This is a genomic window from Pseudomonas sp. EU05-FHT14B02 (genome assembly GCF_058791055.1).
Genome location: NZ_JBYTDD010000021.1, coordinates 58476 through 76112 on the forward strand (window position 1 = coordinate 58476; position 17637 = coordinate 76112).

At 59.7% G+C, this 17637-nt stretch carries 22 protein-coding genes; 6 read left to right on the forward strand and 16 right to left on the reverse strand.

Features of this window, described 5'->3' with window-relative positions; all coding sequences use genetic code 11:
• Positions 1–30: 30 nt before the first annotated feature.
• Positions 31–939: a LysR family transcriptional regulator gene (locus tag AC3WTM_RS19400; RefSeq protein WP_102672078.1), complete on the reverse strand. Its 909-nt coding sequence runs from the start codon at positions 937–939 to the stop codon at positions 31–33.
• Between the two features lie 131 nt (positions 940–1070).
• Between AC3WTM_RS19400 and AC3WTM_RS19405 the strand changes: the two genes are divergently transcribed.
• Positions 1071–2090 (forward strand): DUF4917 family protein, encoded by a 1020-nt coding sequence (locus AC3WTM_RS19405; RefSeq protein WP_102672079.1) that lies wholly within the window; start codon positions 1071–1073, stop codon positions 2088–2090.
• 96 nt (positions 2091–2186) lie between these two features.
• On the opposite strand, the gene AC3WTM_RS19410 is transcribed toward AC3WTM_RS19405, so the two are convergent.
• On the reverse strand, positions 2187–2729 hold the full coding sequence (locus tag AC3WTM_RS19410) for a helix-turn-helix domain-containing protein (RefSeq protein ID WP_102672080.1): 543 nt from the start codon (positions 2727–2729) through the stop codon (positions 2187–2189).
• 159 nt (positions 2730–2888) lie between these two features.
• Here AC3WTM_RS19410 and AC3WTM_RS19415 point away from each other — a divergent pair, with 159 nt between their 5' ends.
• Both AC3WTM_RS19415 and AC3WTM_RS19420 read left to right on the forward strand, forming a co-directional pair.
• Positions 2889–3671: an aldolase gene (locus AC3WTM_RS19415; RefSeq protein ID WP_102672081.1), complete on the forward strand. Its 783-nt coding sequence runs from the start codon at positions 2889–2891 to the stop codon at positions 3669–3671.
• Between the two features lie 26 nt (positions 3672–3697).
• Complete coding sequence (locus AC3WTM_RS19420; protein WP_102672082.1) at positions 3698–4585, forward strand: dihydrodipicolinate synthase family protein; 888 nt, start codon at positions 3698–3700, stop codon at positions 4583–4585.
• 141 nt (positions 4586–4726) lie between these two features.
• Here AC3WTM_RS19420 and AC3WTM_RS19425 read toward each other — a convergent pair whose 3' ends face one another.
• The 3 genes from AC3WTM_RS19425 to AC3WTM_RS19435 all read right to left on the reverse strand — a co-directional run bounded on the left by AC3WTM_RS19425 (position 4727) and on the right by AC3WTM_RS19435 (position 6142).
• Positions 4727–5068 (reverse strand): YegP family protein, encoded by a 342-nt coding sequence (locus tag AC3WTM_RS19425; RefSeq protein WP_102672083.1) that lies wholly within the window; start codon positions 5066–5068, stop codon positions 4727–4729.
• Positions 5069–5240: 172 nt separating this feature from the next.
• On the reverse strand, positions 5241–5546 hold the full coding sequence (locus AC3WTM_RS19430) for a ribbon-helix-helix domain-containing protein (RefSeq protein WP_102672084.1): 306 nt from the start codon (positions 5544–5546) through the stop codon (positions 5241–5243).
• A gap of 14 nt (positions 5547–5560) precedes the next feature.
• Positions 5561–6142, reverse strand: a complete 582-nt coding sequence (locus AC3WTM_RS19435) for a DJ-1/PfpI family protein (RefSeq protein WP_102672085.1) — start codon at positions 6140–6142, stop codon at positions 5561–5563.
• 214 nt (positions 6143–6356) lie between these two features.
• On the opposite strand from AC3WTM_RS19435, the gene AC3WTM_RS19440 reads away from it, so the two are divergent.
• Positions 6357–7334: a DMT family transporter gene (locus AC3WTM_RS19440; protein ID WP_102672086.1), complete on the forward strand. Its 978-nt coding sequence runs from the start codon at positions 6357–6359 to the stop codon at positions 7332–7334.
• Here the strand turns inward: AC3WTM_RS19440 and AC3WTM_RS19445 are convergent.
• From AC3WTM_RS19445 to AC3WTM_RS19455, 3 genes are all read right to left on the reverse strand, one after another.
• Positions 7325–8539: a class I SAM-dependent methyltransferase gene (locus AC3WTM_RS19445; protein ID WP_102672087.1), complete on the reverse strand. Its 1215-nt coding sequence runs from the start codon at positions 8537–8539 to the stop codon at positions 7325–7327. The genes AC3WTM_RS19440 and AC3WTM_RS19445 overlap by 10 nt on opposite strands.
• Positions 8540–8671: 132 nt before the next feature.
• Entirely contained in the window at positions 8672–9034 is a 363-nt protein-coding gene (locus AC3WTM_RS19450) for a hypothetical protein (RefSeq protein ID WP_057716059.1), read from the reverse strand.
• 2 nt (positions 9035–9036) lie between these two features.
• Positions 9037–9315, reverse strand: a complete 279-nt coding sequence (locus AC3WTM_RS19455) for an Ogr/Delta-like zinc finger protein (protein ID WP_102672088.1) — start codon at positions 9313–9315, stop codon at positions 9037–9039.
• A gap of 211 nt (positions 9316–9526) precedes the next feature.
• Here AC3WTM_RS19455 and AC3WTM_RS19460 point away from each other — a divergent pair, with 211 nt between their 5' ends.
• Complete coding sequence (locus AC3WTM_RS19460; RefSeq protein ID WP_306283496.1) at positions 9527–10045, forward strand: helix-turn-helix domain-containing protein; 519 nt, start codon at positions 9527–9529, stop codon at positions 10043–10045.
• A gap of 16 nt (positions 10046–10061) precedes the next feature.
• Here the strand turns inward: AC3WTM_RS19460 and AC3WTM_RS19465 are convergent, their stop codons facing one another.
• The 6 genes from AC3WTM_RS19465 to AC3WTM_RS19490 form a co-directional block, all read right to left on the reverse strand.
• Entirely contained in the window at positions 10062–10343 is a 282-nt protein-coding gene (locus tag AC3WTM_RS19465; protein WP_102672089.1) for a phage holin family protein, read from the reverse strand.
• Positions 10340–10699 carry a putative holin gene (locus AC3WTM_RS19470; protein WP_057716063.1) on the reverse strand — a complete coding sequence of 120 codons (360 nt, stop codon included), beginning with the start codon at positions 10697–10699 and terminating at the stop codon, positions 10340–10342. Before AC3WTM_RS19470 ends, AC3WTM_RS19465 begins: the two co-directional genes overlap by 4 nt.
• Positions 10686–10988, reverse strand: a complete 303-nt coding sequence (locus tag AC3WTM_RS19475; protein ID WP_102672090.1) for a helix-turn-helix domain-containing protein — start codon at positions 10986–10988, stop codon at positions 10686–10688. Before AC3WTM_RS19475 ends, AC3WTM_RS19470 begins: the two co-directional genes overlap by 14 nt.
• 131 nt (positions 10989–11119) lie before the next feature.
• Positions 11120–11737: a TPM domain-containing protein gene (locus tag AC3WTM_RS19480; protein WP_057716065.1), complete on the reverse strand. Its 618-nt coding sequence runs from the start codon at positions 11735–11737 to the stop codon at positions 11120–11122.
• A 28-nt stretch (positions 11738–11765) separates the two neighbouring features.
• Positions 11766–12524, reverse strand: coding sequence for a TPM domain-containing protein (locus AC3WTM_RS19485; protein WP_492587632.1), 759 nt, complete (start codon positions 12522–12524; stop codon positions 11766–11768).
• A gap of 37 nt (positions 12525–12561) precedes the next feature.
• Positions 12562–13167 (reverse strand): LemA family protein, encoded by a 606-nt coding sequence (locus AC3WTM_RS19490; protein ID WP_102672163.1) that lies wholly within the window; start codon positions 13165–13167, stop codon positions 12562–12564.
• A gap of 262 nt (positions 13168–13429) precedes the next feature.
• On the opposite strand from AC3WTM_RS19490, the gene bglX reads away from it, so the two are divergent.
• A complete protein-coding gene (gene bglX / locus AC3WTM_RS19495) occupies positions 13430–15721 on the forward strand; it encodes a beta-glucosidase BglX (RefSeq protein WP_102672164.1) in 2292 nt (763 codons plus the stop codon).
• Positions 15722–15860: 139 nt separating this feature from the next.
• Here the strand turns inward: bglX and AC3WTM_RS19500 are convergent, their stop codons facing one another.
• Positions 15861–17018, reverse strand: coding sequence for a phospholipase D-like domain-containing protein (locus AC3WTM_RS19500; protein ID WP_102672165.1), 1158 nt, complete (start codon positions 17016–17018; stop codon positions 15861–15863).
• A gap of 1 nt (position 17019) precedes the next feature.
• On the reverse strand, positions 17020–17610 hold the full coding sequence (locus tag AC3WTM_RS19505) for a YceI family protein (RefSeq protein ID WP_102672166.1): 591 nt from the start codon (positions 17608–17610) through the stop codon (positions 17020–17022).
• Between the last annotated feature and the right edge of the window lie 27 nt (positions 17611–17637).

Genomic DNA, 17637 nt, shown 5'->3' on the forward strand with positions numbered 1-17637 from the left:
GATGAGGCCGGCCCAGTCAGTGAAGAACTTTCAGGCTGCCCCCCGCAAATGCTCAAACAACATCCGGCTCACCGGCGACAGCAACGCCTCATCCCGCACCACCAGAATCAGCGCCCGGTCCGACCATTCGTCCGTCAACGGCACCGCGTGCAAACCCAGCGCCCGGCCAAACAATTCATAGGCTCGCTGCGGCAGGATGCCGATCCCCATGTTGGCCTGGATCATGCGGCACATGGCGTCGAACCCTGGCACATGAATCCGCACCCGCAACACCTTGCCGGCCTCGCGGGCGGCGGCATGGGTGCGCATGTTGATCGAACTGGCGGCATGAAGGCCGACGTAATCGCTGTCCAGCGTATCGGCGAAAGCCAGGCTCGAGCGGCTCGCCAATGGATGGTGCGGCGGCATCAACACCACCAGTTTGTCCTGGCGATACAGCACGCTGTGCAGGCCCTTGATGTCACTGTCGATGGAACAGATCCCGAGGTCGGCCACCCCGTCGAGCACACCCTGAATCACCCCGGCGCTGGGGCGTTCTTCGAGGTCGGTCTTGACCTGTGGGTGACGCTCGGAAAAATCCCGCAGGTCCTCAGGCAAAAACTGAATGATCGCCGACAGGTTGGCGAGCATCCGCACGTAGCCGCGCACACCGTGGCTGTGCTCGCCCAGTTCAAGTCCCATTTTCTCGACGTTGAACAACATCTGCCGGGCATGGTGCAGCAGGGTTTCACCGGCCGGCGTCAGGGACATGCCCTTGGCCTGGCGCACGAACAGGCTGATGCCCAACGCCTCCTCCAGCTCCATCAAACGCTTGCTCGCCGCCGAGACGGCAATCGCTTCGCGCGCCGCTGCACGGGTCAGCGTGCCCTCTTCGTGCACGGCGACGAACAGTTGCAGGGTGATCAGGTCGAGACGGCGGATCAGGCTTTTTTGCAGCATCGGGCACTCGGCGAAGTCGGCTCAGGCGAAGTCGCAGCATAGCGTTCTTCGCCCACGTCGTGCCGTGGTCCAGGCACCGGTCGTGATAAAGTCGCGGCCCACAGACCTTTTGCCGTGAGACGAAGACCGCAATGACCGATTTCCAGGATGTCGATGCTCAACTTGAAGACTGGAACGCCTTGCGCAGCACCACTTCGTTCAGTGGCTTGCTGGTGGGCAACGGTGCCAGTCGCGCGGTGTGGGACGATTTCGGCTACGAATCGCTGTTCGAAAACGCCCGCACCGTTGAAGAAAAACCCCTGAGCCCGTCCGAACTCAGCGTGTTCGATGCGATGCAGACCCGCAGTTTCGAGCAGGTACTGAGCGCCTTGAAAACCACTAGCCGGGTCAACAAGGCCCTGGCTGTCAGCTCCGCCGCCCCGCGCAATCGCTACTACGCGATCAAGGAAGCGCTGATCAACACTGTGCATGCGGTGCATATCCCGTGGCGGCTGGTAGTGCCTTCGACGCTGGCGACGATCAATCAGGAGCTGGCCAGCTACCGCACGGTGTTCACCACCAATTACGACCTGCTCAACTACTGGGCAGTGCAACACCAACCTGAGGCGATCAGCGATCTGTTCCAGGGCGCCGAGCCCGGTTTCGACCTGAGCGACACGGCCACCGATAAAACCCGTTTGCTGTACCTGCACGGCGGTCTGCATCTGGTGCGCAACCAGGACGGTACGGCGCGCAAGCTGATGTCGACAGAGGGCACGTTGCTGGGCAATTTCGCCATCAACAACACGATCAAGACCCTCGACGACGTGCCGCTGTTCGTCAATGAAGGCCCGAGTGCGGACAAGCTCAAGACCATTCGCAGTTCGGATTACCTGTCGTTCTGCTACGAGCAATTACTCGGTCACGGCCAGGCGCTGTGCATCTTCGGCCATGCGCTGGGGGAGCAGGACAGCCACATCATCCATGCCTTGCGCCTGGCGAAACCGCAGGTGGTGGCGATCTCGATTTACCCGCGCAGCAAGGCGTTCATCCAGCACCAGAAGCGGCATTACGCGAAGGTGTTTGAGGGGACGGGTGTGGAGTTGAGGTTTTTTGATTCGAAGAGCCACGCGTTGGGGAGTCCGAAGCTCGCGGTGCCCGTCGAGGTTTAGCGGCGACACAGCTAATGTCATCGTGAGCAAGCTCGCTCCCACAGGTTCAGCGTGATCCCTGTGTGCGAGCTTGCTCGCGATGCTTTTGCAGTCAACTCATTCTTCAGTGCTGTGCACCACCACCAGCAACTGCGCCTGCACCTCACCCACTGAACGAATCCGGTGCGGCTTTTGCGCATTGAAGTGCAATGCATCGCCACGATCGAGCAGCACGCGCTCGTTCATGAAGTCCACCTCCACCCGCCCTTCGTGGACGAATAAAAACTCCTCGCCCAAATGCTCCTTGAAGGTCTTGTCGGTGAACTCGGCCGGCGGGTAGATGATGAACGGCAACAGGCTGCGTTCGCTGACCTGATGCGCCAGCACCGCGTAGCCCGAATTGTTGTCACTGACGCCCAAGGGTTGCCGTTCGTGGCTGCGCACCAGGCTGTAGCTGTCGAGGCTGACGTTGTCTTCAGAGAACAGTTCCTCGACATTCACATTCAGCGCCCTGGCCAGTTTCAGGGCCGCAGCAATCGACGGCGTGTTCAACCCGCGTTCGACTTTCGACAGGTAACTCTTGGTCATGCCGGATTGTTCGGCCAGGGTTTCCAACGTCACGCCAAGTTTTTTTCTGAGTAATTTCAAACGGATAGACATGTAGAGCGATTTATCCATCAAGGAGGCAACGATTTGTCCTTGCCAATGACACAATGTGTCATATAGCCTCTTTAGTGTCATTTGCACTCACCGACGACTTTGCGAGGAACCGGTGAACGGCAAACCCGACGTCCATTGAATCACCCAAAGGACACCGATATGGCCAAGACATTAGCACTGCCCAAAGAGCAACTGGTCAAGCACGCGCTGAACCAAATGCAAAATACCCTGGCGGATAATACGTGGACCGCCCGGCAAAAGCTGGCCCTGACCTGCCGCATCCTGTTCGAGCATGGTCACGATTCCGGCCTTGCCGGACAAATCACCGCCCGTGGTCCACAACCCGGCACTTACTACACTCAACAACTGGGCCTGGGTTTCGACGAAATCACCGCGAGCAACCTGCTGCTGGTCAACGAGGACCTGGAGGTGCTCGAAGGCCACGGCATGCCCAACCCGGCCAATCGTTTTCACAGTTGGGTGTACCGCGCCCGAGCGGATGTGAACTGCATCATTCACACCCATCCGACCCACGTTGCAGCCTTGTCGATGCTGGAAGTGCCGCTGCAGATTTCCCACATGGACCTCTGCCCGCTCTATGACGACTGCGCGTTTCTCGAAGGGTGGCCGGGCGTACCGGTGGGCAACGAGGAAGGCGAGCTGATTGCCGGGGCACTGGGCGACAAACGGGCGATCCTGCTTTCTCACCATGGCCAATTATCCACCGGCGGCACCATCGAGGAAGCCTGCGTCATCGCGCAACTGATCGAACGCGCCGCGAAACTGCAACTGCTGGCGATGAGCGCCGGGACCATCAAACCGATCATTCCCGAACTGGGCCGTGAAGCCCACGACTGGATTGCCCGGCCCAAGCGGCATGCCGCCGCTTTCAACTACTACGCCCGGCAGATCCTGCGCCAACACGCCGATTGCCTGAACTGAACCCATCGATCGAACGGAGAGACACCATGTCCACCGCAAACATTCACGGCATCATCGGCTACACCATCACCCCTTTCACCCCCCACGGCGAGGGCGTTGACCTGGATGCCCTCGGGCGCTCCATCGACCGACTGATCGAGGGCGGCGTACACGCCATCGCACCGCTGGGCAGCACTGGTGAAGGTGCCTACCTGAGCGACGCAGAGTGGGATCAGGTCAGCGAGTTCAGCATCAGGCACGTGGCCAGGCGCGTGCCGACCGTCGTCAGCGTGTCCGACCTGACCACCGCTAAAGCGGTGCGCCGCGCGCGTTTCGCCGAAGCTCACGGCGCCGATGTGGTGATGGTGCTGCCCACGTCCTACTGGAAACTCAGCGAAGCGGAAATCCTCGCCCATTACCGCGCCATCGGCGACAGCATCGGCGTGCCGATCATGCTCTACAACAACCCGGCCACCAGCGGCACCGACATGTCGGTGGACCTGATCCTGCGCATCGTCAATGCCGTGGAAAACGTGACCATGGTCAAGGAGAGCACCGGCGACATCCAGCGCATGCATCAACTGCAACGTCTCGGCGAAGGCCAGGTGCCGTTCTACAACGGCTGCAATCCGTTGGCCCTGGAGGCCTTCGTCGCCGGCGCAAAAGGCTGGTGCACCGCTGCGCCGAACCTGATCCCGCAGCTCAACCTGGATTTGTACGAAGCAGTGCTGACCAACGATTTGCGCAAGGCTCGCGAACTGTTCTATCAACAATTGCCGCTGCTGGATTTCATCCTCAAGGGTGGCTTGCCGGCAACGATCAAGGCGGGTTTGCGGGCGACGGGCCTGGAGGTGGGGGATCCGCGGCTGCCGGTATTCCCGTTGAGTGAGGCAGGTTGTGATCAGCTGGAAGATCTGTTGAAGGCCCTGCGCTGATCTCCAGCTGTACATAAAGCCACTGTGGGAGCGAGCTTGCTCGCGATGGCGGCCTATCAGACAACATGGATGTTGAATGTTATGGCCTCATCGCGAGCAAGCTCGCTCCCACAGGATTGGTACTGGATGTGAAGGTAGTGATCAAAGCACCGGCAACGTCTTGTCCTTGACCACCTTGGACGAACCGTTGGCCTTCACGCTGGCGATGCCTTTCTCCATGGCGGCATCGGAGGAATAGGCCTCGCTGCTGCCGATGATCTCGTGGTTACCCGCCTTGAGATTGAAATACGGATGGCCATCCTTGGTGGTTTTCTTCTCGTATCGCTCATCCAGCGGGCTGTTGGCCTGGACCGAGGCGATGCCTTTGTCGGCGGCGTGGGTGCTGTACAGCTCGCTGGTCAGAATAGTCTCGGCGTTGGCCGCCTTGAGGACAAACCTGAACTGGCCATTGCTGCTTTTGCTCACTTCATACCATCCGGACATGCTTTTTCTCCTTGGCGATTGAAAGGTTGCGCGCTTCACAGTAAAGACCAGCCTCGGGTTTCTGTCGCCTGTTCTGGCCCCTTCGCGAGCAAGCTCGCTCCCACAGTAGATTTGTGTACACCAAACCATTGTGGGAGCGGGCTTGCTCGCGATGGCGTCGACACGATCTTCCTTACTTCGCCGCAGCGCGCACCACCGACAACTCCGGTACCTGAGTCCGACGCTGACTCAGATACCGCGTACAACTCACCCGCAGGAACGAAGCGAAATTGACCACTTCGCCGCGATAGTCCATCACCTCTTCATACAGCTTGGCGATCAACTGATTGGTGGTCATGCCGTCGACCTCGGCGATTTCGCTGAGAATGTCCCAGAACTGATTTTCCAGCCGCAGGGTGGTGACCACCCCGCAGATGCGCAGCGAGCGGGAGCGCGATTCGTAAAGAATCGGGTCGGCTTTGACGTACAACTCGCACATGGACAAGTCCCTCGTTACAACGTGATCTTTGTACCCAGCAACCCCAGGAAACCAGCCAGCCAGCTCGGGTGTGCAGGCCAGGCCGGAGCCGTGGCCAGATTGCCCTGAACATGGCCGTCCGTCACCGGAATATCGATATACGTACCGCCCGCCAGCCGCACCTCCGGAGCGCAGGCCGGATAAGCGCTGCATTCGCGACCTTCGAGAATACCCGCTGCCGCCAGCAACTGCGCGCCATGGCACACGGCGGCGATCGGCTTGCCAGCCTTGTCGAAAGCGCGCACCAGCTCCAGGACCTTTTCGTTCAGGCGCAGGTACTCCGGCGCACGGCCGCCCGGAATCAGCACCGCGTCATAGTCGGCGGCGTTGACCTTGGCGAAATCGAAGTTCAGGGCAAACAGGTGACCGGGTTTTTCACTGTAGGTCTGGTCGCCTTCAAAGTCATGGATCGCCGTGCGCACGGTCTGGCCGGCAGCCTTGTCCGGGCAAACGGCGTGCACCGTGTGGCCGACCATCAGCAACGCCTGGAACGGCACCATCACTTCATAGTCTTCGACGTAATCACCGACCAGCATCAGAATTTTTTTCGCAGCCATGGGGAGGACTCCTCTGGAAGTGGGCGTGCAGGAGTATTCAAGGTAGTCCTTATCCGGCGGGTCGGGTAACAACCGGCTACTACGGCGTTATCGTTCTTCGCGAGCCAGCCCGCAAACTGTACGGATAAGTCTGTGCCTAGCTGTAACAGCGGAAAACCCAAGGTTTATGGCTATATGGAGCCTTACCCCATCACCCCATATTCTGGTTGCAATCATGTCCTCGCGCGAAAACACCGGCATGGCCCTGGGCTTGCTCGGCGTTGTGATCTTCAGCCTCACCCTGCCCTTCACGCGGATCGTCGTGCAGGAGCTCCACCCGCTGCTCAATGGCCTGGGCCGGGCACTGTTTGCAGCGGTTCCGGCGGCGTTGCTGTTGCTGTGGCACCGGGAAAAATGGCCGACCTGGAAGCAGGTCAAAGGCCTGACGCTGGTGATGGCCGGGGTGATCCTCGGTTTCCCGGTATTGTCGGCCTGGGCCATGCAAACCTTGCCGGCGTCCCACGGTGCGCTGGTCAACGGTTTGCAGCCGCTGTGCGTGGCGCTGTACGCCGCGTGGTTGTCCCATGAGCGGCCTTCGAAAGCCTTCTGGGCCTGCGCCGCATTGGGCAGTGCGCTAGTGCTCGGTTATGCACTGATCAGCGGTGCCGGCAGCATTCAGGCCGGTGACTTGCTGATGCTCGGCGCCATTGCAGTGGGCGGATTGGGTTACGCCGAGGGAGGCCGGCTGGCCAGGGAGATGGGCGGCTGGCAGGTGATCTGCTGGGCGCTGGTGCTGTCGACGCCGCTGCTGATCGGCCCGGTGGTGTATCTGGCACTGCAACATCAGGGCGAGATTTCCGCCAAGACCTGGTGGGCCTTCGGATATGTCTCGCTGTTTTCGCAGTTCATCGGTTTCTTTGCCTGGTACGCCGGACTGGCCATGGGTGGCATTGCCCGGGTCAGCCAGATCCAGTTGCTGCAGATCTTCTTCACCATCGCCTTCTCGGCGCTGTTCTTCGGTGAACATGTGGAGCCGATTACCTGGCTGTTTGCCGGCGGGGTGATCGTGACGGTGATGCTCGGGCGCAAGACAGCGATCAAACCCAATCCTGTGGGGGCGAGCTTGCTCGCGATGGGGACATCACATTCAACATCTCTATCGACTGTAAATCCGCCATCGCGAGCAAGCTCGCTCCCACAGGATCAGAGGTAACCGTCGGAGCGCAGCAGGGTTTCCAGGCAATGCTCGCTGATGTGATAGAAATCCTTCAGCTCCTGAATCTTCGCCAGCAACTGGGCCGGGTCCACCGGCTCTGCGCGTTTGACCGCCAGGATCATCTTGTTCTTGTTGGTGTGGTCCAGTGAGATGAACTCGAACACCTTGGTCTCGTAGCCGCAGGCCTCAAGGAACAACGCGCGCAAACTGTCGGTGACCATCTCCGCCTGCTGGCCCAGGTGCAAGCCGTATTGCAGCATCGGCTTGAGCAGCGCCGGGCTCTGGATTTGCAGGCGGATCTGTTTGTGGCAGCACGGCGAGCACATGATGATCGATGCTCCCGAACGGATACCGGTGTGGATCGCATAGTCGGTGGCGATATCGCAGGCATGCAGGGCGATCATCACGTCCAGCTCGCTCGGCGCCACGCTGCGCACGTCACCGCACTTGAACACCAGCCCGGGGTGTTCAAGCTTGGCGGCGGCGGCGTTGCACAGGGTGACCATGTCTTCACGCAGTTCGACGCCGGTCACCTCGCCTTCGGCCTTCAAGGTGTTGCGCAGGTAATCGTGGATGGCGAAGGTCAGATAGCCCTTGCCCGACCCGAAGTCCGCCACACGCACCGGCTTGTCCAGCGCCAGGGGGGACGATGTCAGCGCATGGCTGAACACTTCGATGAACTTGTTGATCTGCTTCCACTTGCGCGACATCGCCGGGATCAGCTCGTGCTTGCTGTTGGTCACACCGAGGTCGGCGAGAAACGGCCGACTCAGGTCAAGAAAACGGTTTTTCTCACGGTTGTGCTCGGCCGATGGCACTTCGCGCAATTGCTGAGGTTGGCTCTTGAACAGCGATGACTTGCCTTTTTTGCTGTATTCGAGCTGGGCTTCGTCGGTCAACGACAACAAATGCGCATTTTTGAACGACGCCGGTAGCAGCCCGGCAATGCTCGCCACGCCTTCGACCAGCGGCAGGTTCTTGGTGATATCGCGGGTCTTGTAGCGGTAGACAAAAGACAGGCAAGGCTGCGCCTTGACCGTCACCGGCTTGATGATGATCCGCTGCAGGTCCGTTTCATCACCCACGTACTTGGCCAGCACCAGTTTGATGAATGCATTGTGCTCTAGGCTCGACTGCAGCAGGTCGATGAACTGGGCGTGATGATCCGGCGCGAGGCTGGCGGGAGTGGCGGTGACAGACATGGAAAAACGGCCTCGGCAATACGAATCTGGGGATGCCGGGTATTTTAGGGGGGACGAGGGTTTTGGGCACGGGGTAATTTTGCGCCAGGTCCCGTTCCCGCCGATCGGGACCTGAATCCAACCGTCGCTACCTTATGGCTCCACCAGTCGAAGTTTGCGATTGGTCGGCGAGTTGATGACGAACTTGACGATCAACCCTACCGGCACCGCCCACGTCAGACCGTTGACCGGATCAGTGACCACGGCGACAGTTTCGGAACTTGCAGCCAGATCCAGACGTCGGCGATCGTTGCTGGATTTGAGTAATCCATACGCGTGGCTGACCAGTCGCTCCGCCTGATGCATTGGCATATCCAGACTCTGCAAATGCCTCACCGCACGGCAGAACAGCACTTGATCATCAATCACACCCTCGCCTTCATGACGGGTCAGAAACGCCTGCGCTATGGCCAATAGCTCCTCATTCAAATGGGCCTGTTCATCAACCTCCTTCATGCTCAAGACTCCTGTTGCGCTTGCGCCGCCGGAGCACTCTCGGTGACAGGCCGCGCGGCGCGACGCAAGTCAGGTCCGGCGCACGGCAGGTGCACGGCCGGATTGGGCATGCCGCTGGGGGAAAGCTCATGGGTCATTTCGAACTCGGCCCGTACCGACCAGCCACAGGCCTCCGACGTACATTGCAGGTATGCCACCCGCAGGAAGATATGCCGCCCTTCGCTGGTACGTATGCGCATCCGGCTCAAGCAGTGCGGGCACACCATCTTGTAAGTACTCATACATGCTTCCCTTGGGCCATCCGGTGGTAATCGAATTGATCAAACGCAATACTGTTTGAAACACAATTGGTGAAAGACAGGTGCTGCAAATAACGTCCGCCAGACAAAAGGAAGTGCAACGGGTGGACACGTAATAGATACGAGCCAAGCTCGTAGGAAATCACCCTGATACCATTAGGAAGTTTCGACATCGTATTCTTCTGATTCATAGTTGACGATTGATTACTTACAAGAAAAAAAAGTACTCATTACGCATACGTTAAGCACTCAAAAAGCATATGTCAAAAGGAAGAGGCTCAAATTGCGTAGCAAAAAATCACAAGCTGTTTTGGCCCGCCTGAAGCAAATCACGGGTACAAAAACTGACGCATCCCTGTCTTCTGCGCTACAGATCAGCCCCCAGACACTCAGCAGCTGGAAAGGCCGCGACAGCACGCCATACTCATTATGCGTAGACATTGCACAGACTCGCGGCATCTCCCTTGACTGGTTGCTGCTGGGCGAGGGGCCGATGCTGCGGCAGCCCCATGTCAACGCTCCTGCAAATGTTGCGGAAACTGCAACAACGCAGGAAAGCACCATCCTTTCGCTGTGGCGATTGCTTGATGAGGATGACCGCTGCGCAATACAAAACGCATTGGAGGAAAAGCGACGCCTGCGGGATCTGGAAACACAACTTTCGGAAATGGCCACTATCCTGGCCTCACTTGGACACTCAAACAAAACCTGATTTGAAGTCCGACGTTTCAATGCTTGAAGGCATGCCACAAAACAATAATGTTGCCACTACTGCGAACAATCATTACGCATGAAAAAACACTCACCACTGCGTGCCATGGGCTAACCGGCAGGAATTTCAGCAATACATCGATGCCGGCAAGGCAGAACACTGCGCCAAGCAAGCTGATCAATATCCTGTCGCACCAGTGGTAACGTTGTTCGTCGCGCTGGTAACACGCCAGCCTGAATGCACTGACCAGGTGAGCCACGCCCGCCACCCACACCAGAGCCGCCATCTCAAAGGTCATTGCCCTCGCCCTCTGAGATGACGAAGGATGTCACCGAGGCCGGCGCCATCGATCCACTGCATGAGCTTGATGCTGATGGGAATGACCAGCAACGCGCACAGAAAGGCCGTCACACCGGCTGTCAGAAAAGGTGCCAGTGGCTGGGCGACCGGGACAAACAGGTAACCGACACCCGCCGACAACAGCCAGGAACCGATGCGTTGCCAGGCCTTGAAGTTGCCGCGTGTGGTCGTGACCAACCACGCGCCAAGCGTCGCGCCGAACAGGGCTTCTCCATCGATAGCCGGCAACGTCGCAATACCCAACCCCACCATGAGCCCGCTGATACTGTTATAGGTCGAATCAGTCAGGCTCATGGGTATCTCGCGACTGCAATGGTTCAACAGTGATGGCTCCCGACTTCAGCGCCTTGAACACGGCCGCGTTGCGAGATCTGACGGCGAACTTGCGGCGGATATTGGAAAAATGGAAGTTGATGGTGGATTCCGAGCAGCTCTGAATCCTGGCTATCTCCCAGGACGTCTTGCCTTTGAGGCACCACTCCAGGGCTTGTGTCTCTTTCGTTGTCAGTTGCACCAGCGGAGTAAGCATTGCGCTACCGGGTGCATCCTCCACCAAGTTCTCCAGCGTTTGTTGCGTTTTCATAAGAACTCCCTCTACACAGAACGCCCATCGCAGGGCGTGCACCATGAGAGAGATGTTGAAGACAAGCTCCCCGCCGGACAACGTTCGGGAACTGTGTCGCGGCGCATTACAAAAGCAGATGAAGCCCTGGCTTAACCCAGCACCACCAGACGATTCGGCAGCTCGTTGCGCACATGGGTCACCGGCACATGTACCTTGAGCAACTCGCCACAGGCCTCGACGCAACTGACAAAGCCCTGCAGCGTCTGCCCCTGTTTCACCTGCTGGGTGAACGTCGCGACGATCGCATCCCAGTTCTTGTTGTCCAGGCGACTGGAAATCCCTTCATCCACCAGGATCTCCACGTAACGCTCGGCCTCGGAAACGAAAATCAGCATGCCGGTGCTGCCCTCGGTGTGGTGCAGGTTCTGCTCCAGGAACTGCCGGCGCGCCAGGTTCGAGGCGCGCCAGTGGCGCACCGAGCGCGGGATCAGATGGGTGGTGACTTTCGGCAGGCGGAACACCAGGCACAGCACGATGAAGATGGCCCACTGCACCATCAGCAGGCTGTGCATGGTCAGCCAGCCGGTGAGGTAATGCACGATGCCCGGCACCAGCAGCGCCAGCAGGCTGGCCCACAGTAACGGGATGTACGCATAGTCGTCGGCGCGGGCTGCGAGCACTGTCACCAGTTCTGCGTCTGTCTCGCGCTCGACCCGGGCAATGGCCTCGGCCACCTTGCGTTGTTCGTGTTCCGTCAGTAATGCCATGTCGTGAAGTGCCTGCTCGTTTTTATTATCACCAGCCGCCGGACGAACCGCCCCCGCCGAAACTGCCCCCGCCGCCGCTGAAGCCTCCCCCACCACCGCCGCCGCCGCCAAATCCACCACCGCCAAAGCCGCCCCCGGATCCACCGGAGCCGCCCCGGCCAGCGGGAAGAATACCGAGCATCTGGCACACAAAAACAGTCAGGATGAATAACATCACAAAAAACACGAACAACCCGGGATGCCGCGCGATGAAATCATCCCCCGGATCGCCTCTGGATTCATACGCCGTGGAGGGTTCGTCCAGGGAGTTACCGCCCAGCACCACCAGCATCGCCGCTACGCCGTCACTGATGCCTTTACTGAAATTGCCGGTCTTGAATGACGGGGTGATGACCTGGTTGATGATCACCGAACTCTGGGCATCGGTCAGGCGATCCTCCAGGCCGTATCCGACTTCGATACGCAGCCGGCGCTCGTCCCGGGCAATGATCAGCAAGGCGCCATTGTTCTTGTCCTTCTGCCCGATGCCCCAGTGGCGGCCGAGTTGGTAACCGAAGTCGGCGATGTCGGTACCTTGCAAATCCGGCAACGTCACTACCACAAGCTGCTCGCCGGTGGCTTGTTCATGGGCCTGAAGTTGTTGGCTGAGCTGCTGACGCACCGATGGCTCGATCATCTGCGCAGTGTCGACCACCCGCCCGGTCAGCGCCGGAAAGCTCAGCTCGGCGTGGGCAGCGATCGCCACCACCCACAACAACAGCAACAGGCCTGTTTTCAGGACGCCCATTGGCAACCTCTTGCGTGGTGACGCCAATTAGCGCTGTTCAAAATTTGACCTCGGGGGGCTTTTCCGAACCCGGCGTGGCTTCGAAGGTCTCGCGCACCGGCAGGTCGCTGTACATCACGATGTGCCACAGGCGACCGGGGAACGTGCGGATCTCGGTGTTGTATTTCTGCACCGCAAGGATGAAATCGCGCCGGGCCACGCTGATGCGGTTCTCGGTGCCTTCAAGCTGCGATTGCAGGGCGAGGAAGTTCTGGTTGGCCTTGAGATCCGGATAACGTTCGGAGACCACCATCAAGCGACTCAAGGCGCCGCTGAGTTGGTCCTGAGCCTGTTGGTACTGCTTGAGCTTTTCCGGATTGTCGAGGGTCGAGGCATCCACCTGGATCGACGTGGCCTTGGCCCGGGCTTCGATGACGGCGGTCAGGGTTTCCTTCTCGTGGGCCGCATAGCCCTTGACGGTCTCCACCAGGTTGGGAATGAGGTCGGCGCGCCGCTGATACTGGTTCTGCACCTGGCCCCAGGCGGCCTTGGCCTGTTCATCGAGCGTCGGGATGTTGTTGATGCCGCAGGCGGTCAGCAACGTAGCCAGCATCAGCAACGTGACGGTCTGCAAACGCGAGCGGTAGGTTGGACTTACATTCATCAGGATGATGCTCCCTTGTGCATTTCATGAAAAATCCGACCGTGAAACCTTCTGAGCCGGCTCTTGGGGCATAATCGCCCGCGCCTCTGGATTGCAACGGGCCGATGGGCTAAAAAGAGGCCCTGCGCGAAAACGCATCCGCCATCTGGCTGTGTTTTTTGGCTCTGGTCTTTTGAGCCGGTACCCGAACAACAATAGACGCTCCCTAAATTTTGGCTGGCCGGCGTGTACATCGCCGTTTGGGCCCTTGAGAAAACTATTCATGAAGAAGCTGTGTTTGCTGGGCCTGTTCGTCAGCCTGGCCAGTCATAACGTATTGGCCGCCACGACGCCCGCACCCCTGGAGAACAAGGAAGCCTTCGTCAGCAACCTGATGAAGCAAATGACCCTCGATGAAAAAATCGGCCAGCTGCGCCTGATCAGCATCGGCCCGGAAATGCCGCGCGAAATGATCCGCAAGGAAATCGCGGCAGGCAACATCGGCGGTACGTTCAACTCGATCACCCGCCCGGAAAACCGGCCGATGCAGGACGCAGCCATGCGCAGCCGCCTGAAGATCCCGATGTTCTTCGCCTACGACGTGATCCACGGCCACCGCACCATTTTCCCGATCCCGCTGGCCCTGGCCTCGAGCTGGGACATGGACGCCATCGGCCTGTCCGGGCGCATCGCCGCCAAGGAAGCCGCGGCTGACAGCCTCGACATCACCTTCGCACCGATGGTCGACATCTCCCGCGACCCACGCTGGGGTCGTACTTCCGAAGGCTTCGGTGAAGACACTTACCTGGTGTCGCGCATTGCCAGCGTGATGGTCAAGGCGTTCCAGGGTACTGGCGCAAACGCGGCCGACAGCATCATGGCCAGCGTCAAGCACTTTGCCTTGTACGGCGCGGTCGAGGGTGGCCGCGACTACAACGTGGTCGACATGAGCCCGGTCAAGATGTACCAGGACTACCTGCCGCCGTACCGCGCCGCCATCGATGCCGGCGCTGGCGGGGTCATGGTCGCGCTGAACTCGATCAACGGCGTGCCGGCCACCGCCAACACCTGGCTGATGAACGACCTGCTGCGCAAGGAGTGGGGCTTCAAGGGCCTGGCCGTCAGCGACCACGGTGCGATTTTCGAGCTGATCAAGCACGGTGTTGCCGCCGACGGTCGCGAAGCGGCGAAGCTGGCAATCAAGGCTGGCATCCACATGAGCATGAACGACACCCTGTACGGCAAAGAGCTGCCAGGGCTGCTGAAGTCCGGCGAGATCCAGCAGAGCGACATCGACAACGCCGTGCGTGCGGTACTGGGCGCCAAGTACGACATGGGCCTGTTCAAGGATCCGTACCTGCGCATCGGCAAGGCCGAGGATGATCCGGTCGACACCTACGCCGACAGCCGCCTGCACCGCGCCGAGGCCCGTGATGTGGCACGCCGCAGCCAGGTACTGCTGAAAAACCGGAATGACACCCTGCCACTGAAGAAGACCGCGAAAATCGCCCTGGTCGGTCCGCTGGCCAAGGCGCCCATCGACATGATGGGCAGCTGGGCCGCCGCCGGTCGCCCTGCTCAATCGGTGACCCTGTTCGACGGCATGACCAACGCCCTGGGAGACAAATCGACACTGATCTACGCCCGTGGCGCCAACATCACCAGCGACCCGAAAATCCTCGGTTACCTGAACTTCCTCAACTTCGATGCCCCGGAAGTGGTGGACGACCCGCGCCCGGCGAACGTGCTGATCGACGAAGCGGTGAAAGCGGCCAAGGATGCTGATGTGGTCGTTGCCGCCGTCGGTGAATCCCGTGGCATGTCCCACGAATCGTCGAGCCGCACCGACCTGAACATCCCGGAAAACCAGCGCGAGCTGATCCGGGCCCTGAAAACCACCGGCAAACCGCTGGTACTGGTGTTGATGAATGGCCGTCCACTGACGATCCTCGAAGAGAAGGAACAGGCCGACGCGATCCTGGAAACCTGGTTCAGCGGCACCGAGGGCGGCAACGCCATCGCTGACGTGCTGTTCGGCGACTACAACCCGTCGGGCAAACTGCCGATCAGCATCCCGCGTTCGGTAGGCCAGATTCCGACCTACTACAACCACCTGACCATTGGCCGGCCGTTCACTCCGGGCAAACCGGGCAACTACACCTCGCAGTACTTCGATGACACCACGGGCCCCTTGTACCCGTTCGGCTATGGCCTGAGCTACACCGAGTTCAGCCTGAGCGACATGGCGCTGTCGTCGACCACGCTGAACAAGACCGGCAAGCTCGACGCCAGTGTCACGGTGAAAAACACCGGCAAGCGCGATGGCGAAACCGTGGTGCAGTTGTACATCCAGGACGTGGCCGGTTCGATGATCCGCCCGATCAAGGAACTGAAGAACTTCCAGAAAGTGATGATCAAGGCCGGCGAACAGAAGGTCGTACACTTCACCATCACCGAGGACGATCTGAAGTTCTACAACACCCAGCTCAAGTACGCGGCGGAACCGGGCAAGTTCAACGTGCAGATCGGCCTGGATTCAGAGGACGTGACGCAGCAGAGTTTTGAGTTGCTGTAATTAATCAAACACCGCAAAAACCTGTGGGAGCGAGCTTGCTCGCGATAGCGGACTGACAGTCGACAGAGATGTTGAATGTTAAGCCCTCATCGCGAGCAAGCTCGCTCCCACAGTGGTTTCAGTGTTCAGAAAACTGGGGTCAACCCCTTCGATTCAGCAGGTTCACCACCACCCGATCCACCCATCCCCACACCCGTTGCTTGACCCGCCGCCACAGTGGCCGGCGCTTCCATTCCTCCAGGCTGACTTGCTCACTCAACCCAAAGTCCCGTTCGAAACTCGCCGCCACCGACCGGGTCAGTCCGGGGTCCAGGGCTTCCAGGTTGGCTTCCAGGTTGAAGCGCAGATTCCAGTGATCGAAGTTGCACGAACCGATGCTCACCCAGTCGTCGACCAGGACCATTTTCAGGTGCAGGAAACACGGTTGGTATTCATAGATCGTCACCCCGGCCTTGAGCAGTCGCGGGTAGTAGCGATGCCCGGCATAGCGCACGGATGGGTGATCGGTACGGGGCCCGGTCAGCAGCAACCGCACATCGACACCCCGGGCAGCCGCCCGGCGCAGGGAGCGGCGGACTTTCCAGGTCGGCAAAAAGTACGGCGTGGCCAGCCAGATCCGTCGCTGACCACTGTTCAGGGCACGCACCAGCGATTGCAGAATGTCCCGGTGTTGACGGGCGTCGGCATAGGCCACCCGGCCCATGCCCTCGCCTATGGACGGCACCCGTGGCAGGCGCGGCAGACCGAAATGCGAAGCCGGTCGCCAGGCACGTCGATGGCGATTGGCAATCCACTGACGATCGAATAGCAGCTGCCAATCGAGCACCAGCGGGCCGGTGATTTCCACCATCACTTCGTGCCATTCGCTGGCGTCTTCGCCCGGCGTCCAGAACTCATCGGTGACACCAGTGCCGCCGACCACGGCCAGGCTCTGGTCCACCAATAACAGCTTGCGGTGATCGCGGTAAAAGTTACCGACCCAACGTCGCCAGCTCAGGCGATTGTAAAAACGCAGCTCCACGCCAGCGGACATCAGCCGCTGACGCAAGGCCAGGGTGAAAGCGAGGCTGCCATAGTCATCGAACAGACAGCGCACCCGTACACCGCGCTCGGCGGCCTGCACCAATGCCTGGACCATGGCTTCGGCGCAGGCGCCCGCCTCCACCAGATACAGTTCCAGCTCAACCTGCTCTTCAGCCCGGGCAATCGCCACCAGCATGCGCGGAAAAAACTGCGGACCGTCGATCAGCAGTTCGAAGTGGTTGCCTTCACGCCACGGAAAAATCGCTCCGGCCATGTCAGCGCGCCGTGAAAATCAGTACCGCACCCACCGGTACGGAAAGACTGATAGCTGATACACCGGCCAGTTTGCGCAACGTTTCCAGGCCGGGAGCCAAATCGAAATCCTCGGCGCTGATCACCAGCGGTTCGAGGGTCACCACCTGGAAACGCCGGTCATCGAGGCGGGTCGCCAACAGTTCGGCCTGGTATTCGTGTTGTTTGCCGTGCAGGTCGACCATCAGCGGCAGGCGCAACTCCAGCTGCGCGCCAGGAGCGAGGTCGTTGATCGGGCGCAGATCTATTTTCGTGGTGATCAGGGCGTCGGGGAACCGGTCGATCTGGAACAGTTCCTTGCGCATGCGCTCATCGCGCAACGGGATGCCGCTGTTGATCGACTCCAGCTCGACTTCCACCTGCGCCAGCCCCTCGGGGTCGACCTTGCCGTGCAGCACCAGGAAGCGCTGCACTTCGGAAACATTGGCATTCTTGGTGCTGACAAACGACAGGCGCGAAGACTCGCCATCGAGGTACCAGTCGGCGCGGGCCGACAACGCGGCACCGGCCAGCAGCAGGAAAGTGAGGGTTTGGAAGGTGGAGCGCTTGAACATAGAGACTCGTGGGGCAGATAAACCTGT

Bases quoted from the DNA above. Each gene is read 5' to 3' on its own strand.
- AC3WTM_RS19400 (WP_102672078.1), bottom strand. From the start codon at position 939: ATGCTGCAAAAAAGCCTGATCCGCCGTCTCGACCTGATCACCCTGCAA.
- AC3WTM_RS19405 (WP_102672079.1), top strand. From the start codon at position 1,071: ATGACCGATTTCCAGGATGTCGATGCTCAACTTGAAGACTGGAACGCC.
- AC3WTM_RS19410 (WP_102672080.1), bottom strand. From the start codon at position 2,729: ATGTCTATCCGTTTGAAATTACTCAGAAAAAAACTTGGCGTGACGTTG.
- AC3WTM_RS19415 (WP_102672081.1), top strand. From the start codon at position 2,889: ATGGCCAAGACATTAGCACTGCCCAAAGAGCAACTGGTCAAGCACGCG.
- AC3WTM_RS19420 (WP_102672082.1), top strand. From the start codon at position 3,698: ATGTCCACCGCAAACATTCACGGCATCATCGGCTACACCATCACCCCT.
- AC3WTM_RS19425 (WP_102672083.1), bottom strand. From the start codon at position 5,068: ATGTCCGGATGGTATGAAGTGAGCAAAAGCAGCAATGGCCAGTTCAGG.
- AC3WTM_RS19430 (WP_102672084.1), bottom strand. From the start codon at position 5,546: ATGTGCGAGTTGTACGTCAAAGCCGACCCGATTCTTTACGAATCGCGC.
- AC3WTM_RS19435 (WP_102672085.1), bottom strand. From the start codon at position 6,142: ATGGCTGCGAAAAAAATTCTGATGCTGGTCGGTGATTACGTCGAAGAC.
- AC3WTM_RS19440 (WP_102672086.1), top strand. From the start codon at position 6,357: ATGTCCTCGCGCGAAAACACCGGCATGGCCCTGGGCTTGCTCGGCGTT.
- AC3WTM_RS19445 (WP_102672087.1), bottom strand. From the start codon at position 8,539: ATGTCTGTCACCGCCACTCCCGCCAGCCTCGCGCCGGATCATCACGCC.
- AC3WTM_RS19450 (WP_057716059.1), bottom strand. From the start codon at position 9,034: ATGAAGGAGGTTGATGAACAGGCCCATTTGAATGAGGAGCTATTGGCC.
- AC3WTM_RS19455 (WP_102672088.1), bottom strand. From the start codon at position 9,315: ATGAGTACTTACAAGATGGTGTGCCCGCACTGCTTGAGCCGGATGCGC.
- AC3WTM_RS19465 (WP_102672089.1), bottom strand. From the start codon at position 10,343: ATGACCTTTGAGATGGCGGCTCTGGTGTGGGTGGCGGGCGTGGCTCAC.
- AC3WTM_RS19470 (WP_057716063.1), bottom strand. From the start codon at position 10,699: ATGAGCCTGACTGATTCGACCTATAACAGTATCAGCGGGCTCATGGTG.
- AC3WTM_RS19475 (WP_102672090.1), bottom strand. From the start codon at position 10,988: ATGAAAACGCAACAAACGCTGGAGAACTTGGTGGAGGATGCACCCGGT.
- AC3WTM_RS19480 (WP_057716065.1), bottom strand. From the start codon at position 11,737: ATGGCATTACTGACGGAACACGAACAACGCAAGGTGGCCGAGGCCATT.
- AC3WTM_RS19485 (WP_492587632.1), bottom strand. From the start codon at position 12,524: ATGGGCGTCCTGAAAACAGGCCTGTTGCTGTTGTTGTGGGTGGTGGCG.
- AC3WTM_RS19490 (WP_102672163.1), bottom strand. From the start codon at position 13,167: ATGAATGTAAGTCCAACCTACCGCTCGCGTTTGCAGACCGTCACGTTG.
- bglX (WP_102672164.1), top strand. From the start codon at position 13,430: ATGAAGAAGCTGTGTTTGCTGGGCCTGTTCGTCAGCCTGGCCAGTCAT.
- AC3WTM_RS19500 (WP_102672165.1), bottom strand. From the start codon at position 17,018: ATGGCCGGAGCGATTTTTCCGTGGCGTGAAGGCAACCACTTCGAACTG.
- AC3WTM_RS19505 (WP_102672166.1), bottom strand. From the start codon at position 17,610: ATGTTCAAGCGCTCCACCTTCCAAACCCTCACTTTCCTGCTGCTGGCC.